Annotated in this window: 13 protein-coding genes; 5 read left to right on the forward strand and 8 right to left on the reverse strand. The window is 48.4% G+C overall.

Annotation, left to right across the window (positions count from 1 at the left end):
- Positions 1-243: 243 nt before the first annotated feature.
- The 5 genes from add to glnA all read right to left on the reverse strand — a co-directional run bounded on the left by add (position 244) and on the right by glnA (position 6,138).
- Positions 244-1,248 (reverse strand): adenosine deaminase, encoded by a 1,005-nt coding sequence (gene add / locus PUN32_RS07710; RefSeq protein WP_274722528.1) that lies wholly within the window; start codon positions 1,246-1,248, stop codon positions 244-246.
- Between the two features lie 114 nt (positions 1,249-1,362).
- Positions 1,363-2,763, reverse strand: coding sequence for a nitrogen regulation protein NR(I) (glnG, locus tag PUN32_RS07715; protein ID WP_274722529.1), 1,401 nt, complete (start codon positions 2,761-2,763; stop codon positions 1,363-1,365).
- A 35-nt stretch (positions 2,764-2,798) separates the two neighbouring features.
- A complete protein-coding gene (gene glnL / locus PUN32_RS07720) occupies positions 2,799-3,845 on the reverse strand; it encodes a nitrogen regulation protein NR(II) (protein ID WP_166015006.1) in 1,047 nt (348 codons plus the stop codon).
- Positions 3,846-3,974: 129 nt separating this feature from the next.
- Positions 3,975-4,550, reverse strand: a complete 576-nt coding sequence (locus tag PUN32_RS07725) for a DUF4124 domain-containing protein (RefSeq protein WP_274722530.1) — start codon at positions 4,548-4,550, stop codon at positions 3,975-3,977.
- Between the two features lie 178 nt (positions 4,551-4,728).
- Positions 4,729-6,138 (reverse strand): glutamate--ammonia ligase, encoded by a 1,410-nt coding sequence (gene glnA / locus PUN32_RS07730; protein ID WP_166014096.1) that lies wholly within the window; start codon positions 6,136-6,138, stop codon positions 4,729-4,731.
- Positions 6,139-6,622: 484 nt separating this feature from the next.
- On the opposite strand from glnA, the gene typA reads away from it, so the two are divergent.
- From typA to PUN32_RS07755, 5 genes are all read left to right on the forward strand, one after another.
- Positions 6,623-8,452 (forward strand): translational GTPase TypA, encoded by a 1,830-nt coding sequence (typA, locus tag PUN32_RS07735; protein WP_274722749.1) that lies wholly within the window; start codon positions 6,623-6,625, stop codon positions 8,450-8,452.
- A 92-nt stretch (positions 8,453-8,544) separates the two neighbouring features.
- Positions 8,545-9,090, forward strand: coding sequence for an AAA family ATPase (locus tag PUN32_RS07740; RefSeq protein WP_274722531.1), 546 nt, complete (start codon positions 8,545-8,547; stop codon positions 9,088-9,090).
- Between the two features lie 24 nt (positions 9,091-9,114).
- A complete protein-coding gene (locus PUN32_RS07745; protein WP_274722532.1) occupies positions 9,115-10,044 on the forward strand; it encodes a virulence factor BrkB family protein in 930 nt (309 codons plus the stop codon).
- Complete coding sequence (dtd, locus tag PUN32_RS07750; RefSeq protein WP_274722533.1) at positions 10,016-10,450, forward strand: D-aminoacyl-tRNA deacylase; 435 nt, start codon at positions 10,016-10,018, stop codon at positions 10,448-10,450. The genes PUN32_RS07745 and dtd overlap by 29 nt, the downstream gene beginning before the upstream one ends.
- A 49-nt stretch (positions 10,451-10,499) precedes the next feature.
- Positions 10,500-11,426, forward strand: coding sequence for a bifunctional GNAT family N-acetyltransferase/hotdog fold thioesterase (locus tag PUN32_RS07755; protein ID WP_274722534.1), 927 nt, complete (start codon positions 10,500-10,502; stop codon positions 11,424-11,426).
- A gap of 29 nt (positions 11,427-11,455) precedes the next feature.
- On the opposite strand, the gene PUN32_RS07760 is transcribed toward PUN32_RS07755, so the two are convergent.
- From PUN32_RS07760 to hslO, 3 genes are all read right to left on the reverse strand, one after another.
- The gene (locus tag PUN32_RS07760) at positions 11,456-13,342 is read right to left on the reverse strand and encodes an AsmA family protein (protein ID WP_274722535.1); all 1,887 of its coding nucleotides are present in this window, start codon (positions 13,340-13,342) and stop codon (positions 11,456-11,458) included.
- Between the two features lie 463 nt (positions 13,343-13,805).
- Positions 13,806-15,434: a phosphoenolpyruvate carboxykinase (ATP) gene (gene pckA / locus PUN32_RS07765; protein WP_274722536.1), complete on the reverse strand. Its 1,629-nt coding sequence runs from the start codon at positions 15,432-15,434 to the stop codon at positions 13,806-13,808.
- 358 nt (positions 15,435-15,792) lie between these two features.
- Positions 15,793-16,668, reverse strand: coding sequence for an Hsp33 family molecular chaperone HslO (gene hslO / locus PUN32_RS07770; RefSeq protein WP_274722751.1), 876 nt, complete (start codon positions 16,666-16,668; stop codon positions 15,793-15,795).
- Between the last annotated feature and the right edge of the window lie 3 nt (positions 16,669-16,671).

Raw genomic sequence — 16,671 nt, forward strand, 5'->3', positions numbered from 1 at the left:
ATTTCCTTCTTGGTCGAAAGATCTGATCGCAGAGCCAGCTTTTAGTTCCCGCCTATTTTTATCCCGAGTTCAGGTTATTTACTCTTTGGCCTGCGATATATTGGTTTATCCTGTTTTATCTCCTCATTTTATCTCTTGAGTTACCCTCCGTCAGTGACCATCATGCGTGCCTCTTCATCCGGTGAATAAAAAACCGATGCTCAAGGCATCGGTTGATTAAACATGGCAAGGCTGCAAGCGGTTTTAAACGCGCAGTGCTGCTTTCGTTAGGAGTGCTTTTTTCTCTGCATCAGACAAGAAAGCCAATTCCAAGCCATTGATTTGTGCTTGGCGGATCTGTTGCTGTGTTAAGCCTGCTTGTGGTGCGGCAACGGTATATTCATGCGGTAGTTCAATCCCTTCTACAGCAGGATCATCGGTATTAATACAAGCTAAAATACCGTGTTCTAAAAAGCGTTTCAGCGGGTGGCTGGCTAAGCTGCTGACCGTACTGGTTTGCAGGTTGGAGGTTAAGCAAGATTCGATACCAATCCGATGCTGTGCTAGGTAATCCATCAGTTGTGGATCATCGATAGCTTTCACACCGTGACCAATTCGTGTTGCGCCAAGCTCTTTAATCGCTTGCCACATACTTGCTGGGCCAGCCGCTTCTCCGGCATGCACTGTGACCTGTAAACCTGCATCTCTCACTTGTTTAAAATGTTGAATGAAACGATCACCAGGTTGGCCCAATTCATCGCCAGCTAGATCGACTGCCACAATGTGATTTTTCTGGCTTAGGATAGCATCGAGTTCTTGTTGGCAAGCATCGCTACCAAAGGTACGGCTCATAATACCGATAAGGTTGGCTTGAATGCCAAAATCACGCACACCCGCACGCACCCCATCGACCACCGCTTCTACCACACCAGCTACCGGTAAATGATGTTTCATCGCCATATAGTAGGGAGAAAAGCGCAGCTCGGCGTAGTCAATCTGGGCATTTAATGCATCTTGCACATTTTCGTAGGCGACTCGGCGGCAAGCATCCAGATCGCCTAGCACTGCAACACCCCAGTCAAGTTTGGATAAAAAAGCGACCAGTGATGGCTCAGCTTCGACAATTTGCACGAACGGGGTCAGTGTTTCAACACTATTACCGGGCAGTTGAATACCAAACTGTTGCCCGAGCTCAAGAATCGTTTGAGTACGAATGTTGCCATCAAGATGGCGATGCAAATCGGTTAAAGGCAGAGATGAAGTTATCATTATGGTTATCCTGATTAGTCTTTGCCGCTAAGTATAAAAACCAATCCATTACCTGTCAGCTAGTGCTGGACAGGAAAAGGATTAATTTTATTTTTAAGATGAGTTATTGGTAGCTTAATACAGCTCTTTGAGTTTACGGGTTAGGGTATTTCTACCCCAGCCGAGTACTTTCGCTGCATCTTGCTTATGTCCATTGGTATGCTGAAGTGCGGCCTCTAAAAGGATGCGTTCAAATTCGGGCAGCGCATGGGCGAGCAATTCGGTTTCACCTGAGGTTAAGGCGGATTTAGCCCAGCTTTCTAGCAGTTTCTGCCAACTGATTTCATTTTCAAACTGGTTTGCCTTTTTCTCGCTTAGTAGTTCGGAAGGGAGATCGCTCGGCAGTACTTCACTGCCACTGGCCATTACGGTTAGCCAGCGGCATATGTTTTCTAACTGGCGAACGTTACCCGGCCAATCAAGCTTAGTGAGGATCTCGACTGTGCGCGGATTGAGCGTTTTCATCTCTACAGCGAGTTCTTTCGCCGCAAGGGTCAGAAAATGCTTAGTCAGTTTTTCAATATCTTGCCGCCGCTCACGTAGCGAGGGAATATGGATCCGAATCACGTTTAGGCGATGGAACAAGTCTTCGCGAAATTTGCCTTGATGGACTAATTTCTCCAGATTTTGATGGGTGGCGGCGACAATCCGCACATCAACTTTAATCGCGCTATGGCCGCCAACGCGGTAAAACTGTCCATCGGCCAACACGCGTAGTAGGCGAGTTTGAATATCTAAAGGCATATCGCCAATTTCATCTAAAAATAAAGTGCCGCCATTAGCTTGTTCGAAGCGTCCTTGGCGCACGGTATTGGCTCCGGTAAAAGCGCCCTTTTCATGACCAAACAATTCTGACTCGATCAAATCTTTAGGGATCGCCGCCATATTCAGCGCAATAAACGGTTTTTGCGCTCGTGGGCTATGTCGATGTAGTGCATGCGCGACCAGCTCTTTGCCGGTTCCCGATTCGCCATTGATTAATACTGAGATCGAAGAGCGCGATAAACGGCCAATCGCTCGAAACACCTCTTGCATCGCTGGAGCTTCACCGATGATCTCCGGTGCTGAATAGTTTTCACTGGGGCGCGGTGAGGTTTTACGCTGCTCTTGTCCATGTGCAATCGCCCGTTCGACCAAGGTGAGCGTCTCATCTACATCAAAAGGTTTGGGCAGGTACTCAAAGGCACCCTGTTGGTAGGCATTCACCGCAGCATCCAAATCGGAGTGAGCGGTCATAATTATCACTGGCAGTTCAGGGATCTGCTGGTGAACTTGATTTAGCAGAGCAATACCATCCATGCCCGGCATCCGAATATCAGAGACCAATACGTCCGGTGTTTCACGCCGTAGTGCCATCAATACACTTTCTGCATCTGCGAAGGTTTCGCATTTAATATTGGCGGAGGAGAGCGTTTTCTCCATGACCCAACGGATCGAGCTATCATCATCGACAACCCACACGTATCCTCTACTCATAGATAATCCTTAACAGCAAGTGAATGAACAGCAAATTAAATTGGCAAATAAATGGTAAACATGGTGCGCCCTGGCCAGCTTTGCACCTCGATTTTTCCCTGATGTTGATCGATTAAGTTTTGCGAGATGGATAGGCCTAATCCGCTTCCCCCTTCGCGGCCACTGACCATCGGGTAAAATAGGGTATCTTGTAGCTCTGGCGGGATGCCGGGGCCATTATCAATAATCTCAATACTGGCCACCAGTTTATGCCGTTGACCGTGAATGTTGGCCTGATGCACAGTTCTGGTGCGCAGGGTAATCGTTGCTTGAGGCTGGTCGGCCAAAATTTGTGCGGCATTACGAACGATATTCAGCAAAGCTTGTTCGATCTGATCGGTGTCCATTAAGATATTGGGCAAGCTTGGATCATAATCGCGCTCAAAGACCAGATTGGCCCCTGCTTCTAACACGACCAGTTGACGTACCTTTTCCAAAATAAGGTGCAGGTTTTCCCAAGTTTTTTCACCGGGTCGCTGTGGCCCAAGCAGGCGATCGACTAAGCCGCGTAAGCGATCCGCTTGCTCGATAATAATTTGGGTATATTCGGTGAGATGCGGATCTGGCAGCATGCGCGCGAGCAGTTGCGCCGCACCTCTTAAGCCACCAAGTGGATTTTTTATTTCATGAGCTAAGCCGCGAACCAATAATTTGGCAGCTTGCTGCTGAGCATGTTGATTGAGTTCTTGAGTAAGCCTGCGCTGCTGGCCAATGGTGCGCATTTCGGCCAGTAACAGCAGCTCCTTTTGCCATGAGATTGGGCTGACCGTGACTTCGAGTAGCAACGGTTTATTATCCACCACCAAAGTAACATCGCTGTCGGTAATGCTCTGTCCACTTTGCAAAGGCTGGGTGAGTAGTTGTAAATCAAGTGACGAGTGTTGAACCAGTTGATGCAGGTTGTAGTTCATCAAGCGTTTGACACTTTGTGAAAACAGTTGCTCTGCGGCTGGATTGGCGTAGCGGATCAGCAGGGTTTCATCGAGGATGAACACCGCGGTGACTTGATGATTGATGATGGTTTGACTTAATTCTTCGCTCACGCTCATTTTCACTCACTACCTACTTAGTACCTCGGTGCACAATATTGGTGCATTACAGTGCTAAGTATGCCGCAAGGGAGTGCAAACAAATAGTCAAACTCCCTGCACGATTGAGCGCAGGGTCACAGGTTACTCCTGTTTTACCATCGCGCGATGTAGATGCACCGTAATAATTGAGGACGATGCAATAATCTTGCCGTTCTCAATGGCTTGAATGGTGAAGGTGTGAGTGCCGCGATCGATATTTTTCAATGGCCATTGTGCTTGATGGGTCGGGGCACCATAAGGCCGACCATCCATTATCAGTTGCAACTGTTCTCCAATCGCCAGCTTGCGGTTGAGCTCGCTGCGGATCAGAATCGAGCCACTATTACTGCGCAGTGTCTCATCATGTTTCGGAGAAATTAAGCTGATGGCTAACGGTTCGAGCTCTGTTTCTGTCGCTTGAGCTTTACTGGCCGCGTGAGGGGGGACTAATTTAGTCTCGGTTTGATTCTCTGCGATCGGTTGGCTGGCATCAAAGCTGGGCGCGGGCGCTTGCGCCGCATAATCCGGTAAATGAATCGATGTGGCCTGATCGTTTTGTGGGTTATCACTAAAGTGCAGCACGCCTTGGTTATCAACCCAAGTGTAGATCTGCTGAGCAGTGATTTGCGGTACCCACAATAAACAGATGAGTAGCCACCAGAGACGAGACGCTAGCATAAGCACTCCTCAATGAGCGGTAAGTTGGTACAGAATGATTGATGAGCGGATGCTCATATTGGTAATGGTAAGCTAGATGTGAAAGGAATGGTGAGAGGACTAAATAAGCAAAAGGCCCGCCTGCGAGGCGAGCCTAATTATTGATGTAACCTAAATCACGGTTTACAGCCTTGGAGGATTAAACTGAGTAGTACAGTTCAAATTCCAGTGGGTGTACTGCGGTGTTGATGCGTTGTACATCTTTGGTTTTCAGTTCGATATAAGAATCGATGAAATCGTCAGAGAATACGCCGCCAGCGGTTAGGAATTCACGGTCATTGTCTAGGTACTCGAGTGCTTGTTTCAGCGACTCAGCCACTTTTGGAATTTCTGCTGCTTCTTCTGCTGGTAGGTCGTACAAGTCCTTATCCATCGCTTCGCCTGGATGGATCTTATTCTTGATCCCATCAAGACCCGCCATCAGCATTGCAGCAAACGCTAGATATGGGTTAGCGGCTGGATCTGGGAAGCGAACTTCAATACGGCGCGCTTTCGGGCTTGGTACCACAGGAATACGGATTGATGCAGAACGGTTACGTGCTGAGTAAGCCAGCATAACTGGTGCTTCGTAGTGTGGCACTAGACGCTTGTATGAGTTGGTTGATGGGTTAGTGATCGCATTTAATGCACGAGCATGCTTGATGATACCACCAATGTAGTAAATCGCCATTTCAGATAGGCCGCCGTACTTGTCACCAGCAAATAGGTTAACGCCATCTTTAGCCAGTGATTGGTGCACGTGCATACCTGAGCCGTTATCGCCCACGAGTGGCTTAGGCATAAAGGTTGCGGTCTTACCAAAGGCGTGTGCAACGTTGTGTACCACATATTTGTAAGTTTGGATCTCATCCGCTTTGAGAGTCAGCGTGTTAAAACGGGTCGCGATTTCATTTTGACCTGCGGTCGCCACTTCATGGTGATGCGCTTCAACGACCAGGCCCATCTCTTCCATGATCAAACACATCGCAGAGCGGATGTCTTGTGATGAGTCAACAGGAGCGACTGGGAAGTAACCGCCTTTTACGCCTGGACGGTGGCCTTTGTTGCCATCTTCGTATTCAGTACCTGAGTTCCATGCAGCTTCAACATCATCAATCTTGAAGAATGAACCAGACATATTGGTTGAGAATCTCACATCATCAAACAGGAAGAATTCTGGCTCTGGACCAACCAAAACAGTGTCTGCGATGCCCGTGGCGCGCAGGTATTCTTCAGCACGTTTAGCAATCGAGCGTGGGTCACGGTCGTAACCTTGCATAGTGGTTGGTTCTAAGATGTCACAACGAATGTTCAGTGTTGCATCTTCAGTAAAAGGATCGAGCACGGCACTGGCTGGATCAGGCATCATCACCATGTCAGATTCGTTGATACCTTTCCAGCCACCGAGTGATGAGCCGTCGAACATCTTACCGTCTTCGAAGAAGTCAGCATCAATTTGGTGAGCAGGGATTGAGATATGTTGCTCTTTACCTTTGGTATCGGTAAAGCGTAGGTCAACAAACTTAACTTCGTTTTCTTGGATCAGCGATAGAACATTTTCTACTGACATCTTGAATAACCTCCGGTGTTAATAAGCGGTATGGGTTCGAGTCTTAAATAAATCGGTCAAGCTTACGACATTTAATTAAGCATAAGCGCTGCTGTATTTAATTAAGCGAAAACCGTGCCATTTTTGTAAATCCAATATAAATCATAATGTTGTTAGAAATCGGTTGGTTTTTTAATGCTATGTCGCACCAAAAAGATCCCGCCTTGCACCATAATTGTGCAGCAATGAATTGTGCTGCACCATGTTCTAGCAAAACGTTTGCTATTTCGCGCTCAATCACTGAGCTTGTCAATCATTTGGCTACCGAAAAGCGGCCATATAGCGTTAGTGAATCAGCAAAATGAAGAAAAAGTCGCCGATTTCAGCGTGACAGATCACATATTTCTAGGTTTTTTGCTAGAATCTGGTACATTATTCGCCGTTTTTGAACCATGTTCGGCGACTGTTTTGGCAGCCAGCCTCAATGAAAAGTGAAGTAATCCCAATGACCACTCCGCAAATTGAAAAATTAAGAAACATCGCGATTATCGCGCACGTTGACCACGGTAAAACTACCTTGGTTGACAAACTGCTCCAGCAATCCGGCACGCTAGAGTCTCGCGGTGATGTTGAAGAGCGAGTCATGGACTCGAATGACATTGAAAAAGAGCGTGGTATCACCATTTTGGCGAAAAACACCGCCATTAACTGGAATGACTACCGGATCAACATCGTAGATACCCCGGGACACGCCGACTTTGGTGGTGAAGTAGAACGTATCATGTCGATGGTAGATTCAGTACTACTGATCGTTGATGCCGTTGATGGCCCGATGCCACAAACGCGTTTCGTAACTCAAAAAGCGTTCGCACACGGCTTGAAGCCAATCGTTGTCATTAACAAAATTGACCGTCCGGGCGCACGTCCTGATTGGGTAATGGATCAGGTGTTTGACCTGTTCGATAACCTAGGTGCGACCGATGAACAGCTCGACTTCCAAGTGGTTTACGCTTCAGCATTGAATGGCTGGGCAACTTTAGTTGAAGGCGAAACTGGCGAAAACATGGAGCCGCTGTTCCAAGCCATCGTTGATAACGTAGCTGCGCCACAAGTTGACCTTGATGGTCCGCTGCAAATGCAAATTTCTCAACTGGATTACAGCTCTTACGTGGGTGTTATCGGGGTTGGCCGTATCAAACGCGGTAAAGTAAAACCAAACCAACAAGTAACCGTGATCGGTGCGGATGGTAAGAAGCGTAACGGTAAAGTCGGTACTGTGCTGGGTTACCTTGGTCTGCAACGTTCTGAAACGGATCAAGCGACCGCGGGTGACATCGTGGCAGTAACAGGCCTTGGCGAGCTGAAAATCTCAGACACAATTTGTGATGTGAACACCATTGAAGCCTTGCCACCGCTAAGCGTTGATGAGCCAACCGTAACCATGACTTTCCAAGTCAACACCTCACCGTTTGCCGGTAAAGAAGGTAAGTTCGTAACTTCACGTAACATCCTTGAGCGTCTGGAAAAAGAGCTGGTACACAACGTAGCACTGCGTGTTGAAGCGACCGAAGACCCGGATAAATTCCGCGTATCAGGCCGTGGTGAACTTCACCTATCAATCCTGATCGAAAATATGCGTCGTGAAGGTTTTGAGCTGGCGGTATCGCGTCCAGAAGTTATTCTTAAGCATGAGAATGGTCAGTTGATGGAACCGTTTGAAACGGTAACTATCGATGTGCAAGAAGAGCACCAAGGCGGCATCATGGAGAAAATCGGCATGCGTAAAGGCGAGCTGAAAGATATGTCTCCAGATGGCAAAGGTCGTGTACGTATGGACTTCGTGATGCCTTCACGTGGTTTGATCGGCTTCCAAACTGAGTTTATGACCCTGACTTCAGGTTCTGGCCTGCTGTACCATACTTTTGATCATTACGGCCCACACAAAGGCGGTGACATTGGTCAACGTATCAATGGGGTATTGATCTCAAATGGCATGGGTAAAGCACTGACCAACGCGCTATTTAACTTGCAAGATCGTGGTCGCCTGTTTATTGGTCACGGTGTAGAAGTTTACGAAGGTATGGTGATCGGTATTCATAGCCGTGATAACGACCTGACGGTAAACCCACTGAAAGGTAAACAGCTAACCAACGTGCGTGCATCAGGTACTGATGATGCACAGGTGCTGTCACCACCAATCATCATGACTCTTGAGCAAGCGCTTGAGTTTATCGATGACGATGAGTTGGTAGAAGTTACCCCAGTCAGCATTCGTATCCGTAAACGCTTCCTGACCGAAAACGATCGTAAGCGCGCTTCTCGTGATGCGAAATAATTACTGATTCTAGCATTGTGACTAGATAAGTAATGTAAGCCCTTAGCTGTTGCAGTTAAGGGCTTTATTTTTATGAGTAAAAGGGAAACTGTATGCCCGTTATGATTATTTCTGGTGGACCCGGAGCCGGTAAAACCACCTTGTTGCAAGGATTAGCGCAGCATGGCTACCACACTTATCCGGAAGTGCCGCGTCAGTTGATTGAACAACAAAGTGTCATGGCCGATGGAATTTTGCCTTGGCATAATTTAGCGGGGTTTGCTGCACTTTGCTATCAGGCAATGCGCGAGCAACAACAGTTGGCACAACAACAAGCATTGCTTACCTCACAGCCAGTATTTGTCGATCGCGCAATTGGTGATATCTGTGCTTATCTATGGCAGGCTGAATTGCCAGTGCCGGCTGAGTATCGGCAAGCCAGTTTGGGCTATCATCGACAGGTATTGATGTGCGAACCAAATCGCATCACTTACCAAGCCGATGAGGTGCGCCCTTATAGTTTTGAACAAGCATTACACATTCATCACCAGTTGGTGAATACTTACACTGAACTCGGCTATCACTGTATTACTGTGCCGATGGCTTCGATTGAGCAGCGGGTGGCTTTTGCATTGGCAAGCTTAGCCGTGACAGGATAGACCCACTAACGACAAGGATGAGTTATGAAATTGACTTACTCTGCGCTTGAACAGCAGGCTCGATTATCGCTCTGCTTTGGGCGCTATCTGCTGACACGGATGAATCATGATCGGGTGAATGTCAACGCCGGTTATCTTGCCTACATCACCTTGTTATCGATCGTGCCGATGTTAGCGGTATTACTCTCGATCTTGTCTTCATTTGCGATTTTTGCCAGTGCCGGAGAGGTGATACAAGATTTTGTGATCGCCAATTTTGTGCCCGCGGCCGGTGAAGTGGTGAAAAGTGCGCTCAACGAGTTTATTGCCAATACCGGCAAGATGACCGCGGTGGGTGGCGTATTTCTACTGGTCGCCGCAATCATGCTGATTTCCAATATTGATAACAACCTCAATTATATCTGGCGAGTGCAGCAAAAACGCCGCGCGGTCTTTTCATTCTCGATGTATTGGATGATTTTGACTCTCGGCCCAATTTTAGTTGGCGCGAGCATCGCGGTCAGTTCATACATCACCTCATTAACCATTCTCGATCATCAGGCGCTGTCTGGCGCGTATAAACTATTTTTGCGTTGGTTGCCCTTTGGGTTGTCATTGTGTGCTTTTGGTGGTTTATACCTGCTGGTGCCTAACAAAAAAGTTTATTTTCATCATGCCTTTACTGGGGCTTTACTGGCCGCAGTGTTATTTGAACTGAGTAAAAAAGGTTTTGCGATTTACATTACTCAGTTTCCTTCCTATCAGCTGATTTATGGGGCGATTGCGGCGATTCCAATCCTATTTGTTTGGGTGTATTTAGGCTGGTTTATTGTGCTGGTGGGAGCCGAAGTGACTGCGGCATTGGGTGAGCGTGAGCAGTGGAGTAGTCGATCAGGCATGCTAAACTGTGCGGCAGCACAATTGAATAAAACAGAGGAACAACAGAGTGATAGCACTGATCCAGCGCGTAAGTGAAGCGGCCGTTCGAGTTGACGGTGAAGTTGTGGGCGCAATCGAGCAGGGACTGTTAGTGCTGCTAGGGGTCGAGCGGGATGATGATCAAGCCAAAGCGCAGCGTTTGGTTGAGCGGGTCACTCGCTATCGAGTATTCGAAGATGGCGCTGGCAAAATGAATTTGAGTGTGCAAGATGTCGGCGGCAGCGTGTTGGTGGTGTCACAATTTACTCTGCCGGCGGATACCAAAAGAGGGACTCGAGCCGGATTTTCACGTGGCGCAGCACCACAAGAAGCCGAGCGGTTGTATGATTATTTTGCTGATCTTTGCGCGCAAATTTTGCCAACGGAACGTGGTCGTTTTGCGGCCGATATGCAAGTCGCACTGATCAATGATGGCCCCGTGACCTTTTGGTTGCAGGCATAATTAAGCTTGCCCGCTTAGCGAGCATTCATGTGTGATTCAAGGATTGGTCATGTTCAAACTTATTACACCGAATAGCGATCATCAGCTCAATAAGTATTTCCATTTCCGCTGGCAAATGTTGCGAGAGCCATGGCGGATGCCGCTCGGCTCAGAGCGTGATGAATATGATGCGCTGAGTCATCATCGGATGATTGTTGATAGTCGTGGCTACCCTATCGCGATTGGTCGGCTATATATTACCCCAGATTGTGAAGGCCAGATCCGCTTTATGGCGGTGAAGGCGAATCGTCGTTCGAAAGGGATGGGCTCGTTGATCTTAGTCGCGCTTGAAGCGTTAGCACGCCAAGAAGGGGCTAAGCGTTTGGTGTGTAATGCGCGGGAAGATGCGATCCGCTTTTATGCCAAACATGGCTTTGAGCGGCGAGGCGAATTGAGTGATGAGCGTGGCCCGGTGCGTCATCAGCAGATGGTGAAGCCGTTGGATCCGATGCTGAATGTGCTGCGTAAACCGGAGTGGTGCAGTGAACTGCAGCAGCGCTGGGCTAAATACATTCCGATCAGCGATAAAATTGGCATCAAAATTGAGCAATATACCGGTTACCAATTTCTGTGTACCGCCCAGCTCAACCCCAATCTTAATCCACATAATACGCTGTTTGCTGGCTCGGCCTTTACTTTGGCGACCTTAACTGGCTGGGGAATGGCGTGGCTGTTGATGCGCGAGCGCGATCTGCAAGGGGATATTGTGTTGGTGGACAGCCATATTCGTTATCGCCAGCCTGTTCTGCAAAACCCACTCGCCTCGACTTCGCTGGATGGGATCTCAGGCGATTTGGATCGCCTTGCTGCAGGGCGTAAAGCACGAATTGTAGTGCGGGTGATGATTTTTAGCGCCGATGTGCCAGCCATCGAGTTTGTCGGGACTTACATGCTGATCCCCAACTATAAGGCACTGATCAGCAAGTCATCCGCTTAATGGTGAGATTGGCAGCGATGGGCTATGGATTAGGGTTTGCTGGCACAAGCTTGGCTGACTAATTCGGTCTGAATGAAATCCCAACTGAGGTTAATGCATTGATCAGCCCAGCGCTGCTCAATCGCTAGTCGCCACTGATGTTGCTGCGCTTGCAATAAATCGCCACTGCCACTTAGCTGGCCGTGCAGGTTCGGTCCATGCAGGGGGGTTGGGGTAATGGTGATCCGTCCTCGATCGGCGTTGACCGGCAGATGTTCTAATTCAAAAGGTTGGGTGATCACCGTGTTGGCATTGTGCAGCGACAGCAAGCCTTGACGCACACTCAACTGCAATTGTCCGCTCAGTGAGTGGGCCAGCATATTGTGATCGCCGGCCATACCTTGCGCGGTTAAGCTCATATCCGCCAAACCTTGCAGGCCAAACGGCGTTTTTAGCCACGGTTGCAGCGGTGCAAGTGGTAGCGAGTCGACATCGAGTGCTAATTGCCAAGGCGCACTGGGTGTTGATCGATCCCAAGTGGCGTAGGCTTCAATATAGCCCTGTTCGAGCGGTAAAAAGGCTCGGGTTAACTGCCACACGTCTTGTTCACTGTGCATGTTTAATATCGCTTGAGTGCTAAGAATACCGGCATAGCTGGCACTGTTGGCGGTGAGCGCCAACTGACCTTGCCAAAATCCCCAAGCGCCCTGTTTGATCCATTGCAGGCGCTCGCCATCGGCATTGAGGCCGGAGAGTTGCCAAAATGGCCGCTGTGCGGTTTGAATCAATTGCAGATTATTGATATCCAAATGCTCAATCTGCAAATGTTGCCAAGCAGGTAGGGCTTGAGTCAGTAGCTGGAGATCTTGCGGCTGTTCGGCAATCCATTTCACGCCGCTGATGGTCAGTTGATCCAGCTCGATGCGGTGTTGGCTCAATTTGCCTTGCAACTGCACATCCCCTTGCCAGACTTGGGTATGCCCTTCAATCTCAATTCCGTTTGGGTTAAAAGTCAGCTCGGCACTCGGCTCGACCCATAAAGTTTCTCGCCATTGGGCAGAGTCGGCATTGAGTGACAGATAGCCTTGTGGCTGTTGCCAGACCGTGGTGGATAAGCGGTAATCTTCCAGTGATAGATTGAGGTTCTCCCAAGTCACCCCATGGCTGGTAAGCTGGCTGTTGAGCAGATCTAAGCTGTTAATATGATTTACGTAAGTGGTGATTTTTTGCCACAGTGGATTGGCGCGGACTTGGTCGAAATCGAGGTTAAGTCGGTTGAGGGTGACATTGATCAGTGACCAGCCTTCTGGGTATTGCTCGGCTTGCCCAGAGATGGGGCTATCGCGCCAATCGAAAGAAAAACCGTGGATGATACTATTTTCGGTCTGATGCTCCGCATTGATCAGCACTTGATTAAACGTTTCACCCTCAAGGGTAATTTGTTCGGCAGCCAACTGCAGCTTGCCATAGGGTAACCACTGTTGTGGCGCTTGCCAGCGTGGTTGCTGGATTTGCAGGCTGACCCCGCGCGCGCTCATCTCTTGATCTGTCCAGTTGAGATTATGGATCGCTAAATGATGCAGTTGGATTGCGGCAGGCCAAGCAAACGTTGGCAAACCTTGACTGAGATTGATGCCATCCAGTAATGCGCTATCAATATAGAGCTGTTGCTTGAGCAGACCATGTGGGTTGAGCCATAAATCGATCTGCTGCACTTCAACGCTCGGTGTGGTTGCCAGTTGTACTCCTTGCAAGCGCAGCTTAAATGGATAGAGATATTCGATGTTTTCAAAACGCAGGGTTGCTGGCCATAGCTGCTGCACGATCCATTGTGCCGATGGCGTGAAGTAGCGAGTGTGCATGATACCAAACCCTGCTAACACCATGATCAGCAGTAGGGCGATGCCGGCGACACTTATGGCTAGAAATTTTCTCATGGTCTCTGCAATTACCGTCATTAATCTTAACTATCCCCTTCCTACTTGAAGTTACAGCGGTGTTGGCTACGTTCGTTTACCTCAATCACACAGTTTGTCTATGCTTATGGGGGCTCACTCACTTGCCGCCTACCTGCAACTCCAAGTTGTTTGGGTATCAGCGAGTGACAACGCTGTGCACTGCGAGTTGGCATGTTGCTGGGGGGTTGCTTAGCAAGCTTGGAGTAAAGTGCGCGCAACCGCAACAAAAAAAGCCCCTTGAAATAGGGGCTTGCTAGTGAGTTATCATTTTTACCCTTCCTACTTGAAGCTGCAGCGGTGTTGGCGACGTTCGCTCACCCCAATCACATAGTCTGTCTATGTTATTGGGGACTCACTCACTTGCCGCCTACCCGCAACTCCAAGTTCTTTGGGTATTGACTTTCGCTCATGCTGGGATGAGCGAAAGTGATTGGATTGCGGCTTAGTCGAGTTGTGGTCCGGCCGCAACCAGTGATTGACCTTCCGCATTGTCGGTGTACTTGTCAAAGTTATTGATAAAGCGCGCGGCTAAATCTTTGGCTTTGCTTTCCCACTGCAGTGGGTCGACATAAGTATCACGAGGATCGAGGATCATTCGGTCAACCCCTGGCAGTGAGGTTGGCACTTCAAGATTAAAGATTGGGATGTGCTTGGTTTCTGCTTGTTCAATCGAACCATCCAAAATCGCATCAATAATGCCGCGAGTATCTTTAATCGAGATACGTTTGCCACTGCCATTCCAACCGGTATTGACCAGATAAGCTTCGGCACCAGACTCTTCCATGCGTTTGACCAGCACTTCAGCATATTTGGTTGGGTGTAGAGTGAGGAACGCCGCACCAAAACAGGCCGAGAAGGTTGGGGTTGGCTCCGTGATACCACGCTCAGTACCGGCCAGTTTAGCGGTAAAACCGGATAAGAAATGGTACTTAGTTTGCTCTGGAGTTAGTTTGGACACCGGAGGCAGTACGCCAAACGCATCCGCCGACAAGAAAATCACTTTATTGGCATGACCACCTTTCGATACCGGTTTAACAATGTTGTCGATATGATAGATCGGGTAGGAAACACGAGTGTTTTCCGTTTTTGAACCGTCATCGAAATCAATCGAGCCATCATTGCGTACGGTGACGTTTTCTAACAGCGCATCACGACGGATGGCATTATAAATATCTGGCTCAGCTTCTTTGGAGAGTTTGATGGTTTTGGCGTAGCAGCCACCTTCAAAGTTGAACACGCCATCATCATCCCAGCCGTGCTCATCATCGCCGATTAACGCGCGTTTTGGATCGGTTGAGAGTGTGGTTTTACCGGTACCAGAGAGGCCAAAGAAAATGGCCACATCGCCCTCTTTACCCATGTTGGCAGAGCAGTGCATTGATGCGATGCCTTGCAGCGGCAAGAAGTAGTTCATCATCGCGAACATGCCTTTTTTCATTTCACCGCCGTACCAAGTACCGCCGATCAGTTGCATGCGCTCAGTCAGGTTAAATACAGTGAAGTTTTCTGAATTCAGACCATGCTCTTGCCATTTCGCATTGGTGCATTTGGCACCATTCATCACCACGAAATCTGGTTTGAAACGGGCTAATTCCTCTTCGGTAGGACGAATGAACATATTTTTCACAAAGTGCGCTTGCCACGCCACTTCGGTGATAAAGCGAACACTCAGGCGTGTATCGGCGTTCGCGCCGCAGTAGCCATCGAGTACAAATAAGCGTTTGCCTGATAACTGCTTAGTCACCAGTGTTTTCAGATCACTCCACACCGCTTGGTTAATCGGTTTGTTATCATTTTTGGCTTTATCTGAGGTCCACCACATGTTGTCACGAGTGGTGTCATCTTTAACGATAAATTTATCTTTCGGTGAGCGGCCAGTAAAAATACCAGTATCAACTGCGACGGCGCCTAATTCAGTGACGACACCGCGCTCATAACCTTCGAGGTCTGAACGCGTTTCCTCAGCAAATAACAGCTCATAGCTCGGGTTACGAACAATTTCTTTAACGCCATTGATACCATATTGGGCTAGGTCGATTTGTGCAGCCTTAGTATGTTCCATAACGGTCATAGGTGCTCCTTGTAGGATTTTGTAGGGATTTTGTAATAATTTTGGTTGTCTGTGGAACATGCTAACAACGGATAGGCGACAAAACAGGGAGGCAGTTCAAATATTATCCACCCAGTTTCGGTGGTTTCAGGTAGCTCGTCACAGATATTGGTATTGCATATTTTATGCAGCCGTTAAATCGCTTCTTGGTGACTGAACATCAGGAGACGTGATTGGTTTAAGTTGCGTGTTTTGTTTTACTTATTGATTTTGTTTGATTTTTATTTATTCTTTTAAATAAAAAACCAAAAATAAAAGCCAGTAAAGACTGGCTTTTAGTGAGTGATATTGCTGGGTATTGGTCGCTTTACACGGCAGATTAATGCAAGGTTTGCCCATTACTGGACGAGGGTTGATACAACTCGCTCACCTGTGCCGCATCGAAAGAATAGGTGGTACCGCAGTAATCACAGTGCAGCGACACCACGCCCTCTTGCGCCAAAATGTCATTAATCTCGTCCCGTGCGACTGTAACAATCGCCGCGCCACTGCGTTCACGCGAGCAGCCACAACGGAAGTTAACCGCTTGTGGGGTGAACAACTGCACTTTCTCTTGGTTATACAAGCGATAGAGTAGCTCTTCGGCAGGCAAGGTGAACAACTCTTCATTTTTAATCGTGTTAGTCAACTGGGCTAAGTGCTCAATATCGTCGCTGGAACCTTTACCATCCGGTACGATTTGTAGCAGCATGCCCGCCGCACAAGCTTTACCCGCTTGTTGGCCAACGCGGATCCACAAATGGGTTTTCAGTTGTTCAGAGCGTAGGAAATAGCCTTCCAGCACTTCCGCTAGTGTTGCCCCTTCTAAGCCAACTACGCCTTGGTAACGCTCGCCTTGCTTTGGTTCAATAGTGATCACTAAGTGACCTTTGCCCAGCATATCGTGCAAACCAGCATCTTCGGCAATATCACCTTGCCAGCGTGCCACGCCACGGACTTGCTGATTATTATCACCGTTAATCACCACTAAAGAGACAGGGCCATCACCTTGTAGCTGCAAGGTGATCGAACCTTCAAATTTTAAGGTGGCCGTCAGCAGTGAGGTGGCGACCAGCAATTCACCAATCAAGTGTTGTACTGCGGTTGGGTATGGTTGACTGGCAATCATCTGCTGGTAAGTGTCGTCCAGTTGAACCAACTCGCCACGCACCGAGAGGTCTTCAAAAAGATAGCGATGCAGCATATTGCTCGCCATTGA

This window comes from Vibrio chanodichtyis (genome assembly GCF_028863985.1).
GTDB lineage: Bacteria > Pseudomonadota > Gammaproteobacteria > Enterobacterales > Vibrionaceae > Vibrio > Vibrio chanodichtyis.

Bases quoted from the DNA above. Each gene is read 5' to 3' on its own strand.
- add (WP_274722528.1), bottom strand. From the start codon at position 1,248: ATGATAACTTCATCTCTGCCTTTAACCGATTTGCATCGCCATCTTGAT.
- glnG (WP_274722529.1), bottom strand. From the start codon at position 2,763: ATGAGTAGAGGATACGTGTGGGTTGTCGATGATGATAGCTCGATCCGT.
- PUN32_RS07725 (WP_274722530.1), bottom strand. From the start codon at position 4,550: ATGCTAGCGTCTCGTCTCTGGTGGCTACTCATCTGTTTATTGTGGGTA.
- glnA (WP_166014096.1), bottom strand. From the start codon at position 6,138: ATGTCAGTAGAAAATGTTCTATCGCTGATCCAAGAAAACGAAGTTAAG.
- typA (WP_274722749.1), top strand. From the start codon at position 6,623: ATGACCACTCCGCAAATTGAAAAATTAAGAAACATCGCGATTATCGCG.
- PUN32_RS07740 (WP_274722531.1), top strand. From the start codon at position 8,545: ATGCCCGTTATGATTATTTCTGGTGGACCCGGAGCCGGTAAAACCACC.
- PUN32_RS07745 (WP_274722532.1), top strand. From the start codon at position 9,115: ATGAAATTGACTTACTCTGCGCTTGAACAGCAGGCTCGATTATCGCTC.
- PUN32_RS07755 (WP_274722534.1), top strand. From the start codon at position 10,500: ATGTTCAAACTTATTACACCGAATAGCGATCATCAGCTCAATAAGTAT.
- PUN32_RS07760 (WP_274722535.1), bottom strand. From the start codon at position 13,342: ATGAGAAAATTTCTAGCCATAAGTGTCGCCGGCATCGCCCTACTGCTG.
- pckA (WP_274722536.1), bottom strand. From the start codon at position 15,434: ATGACCGTTATGGAACATACTAAGGCTGCACAAATCGACCTAGCCCAA.
- hslO (WP_274722751.1), bottom strand. From the start codon at position 16,668: ATGGCGAGCAATATGCTGCATCGCTATCTTTTTGAAGACCTCTCGGTG.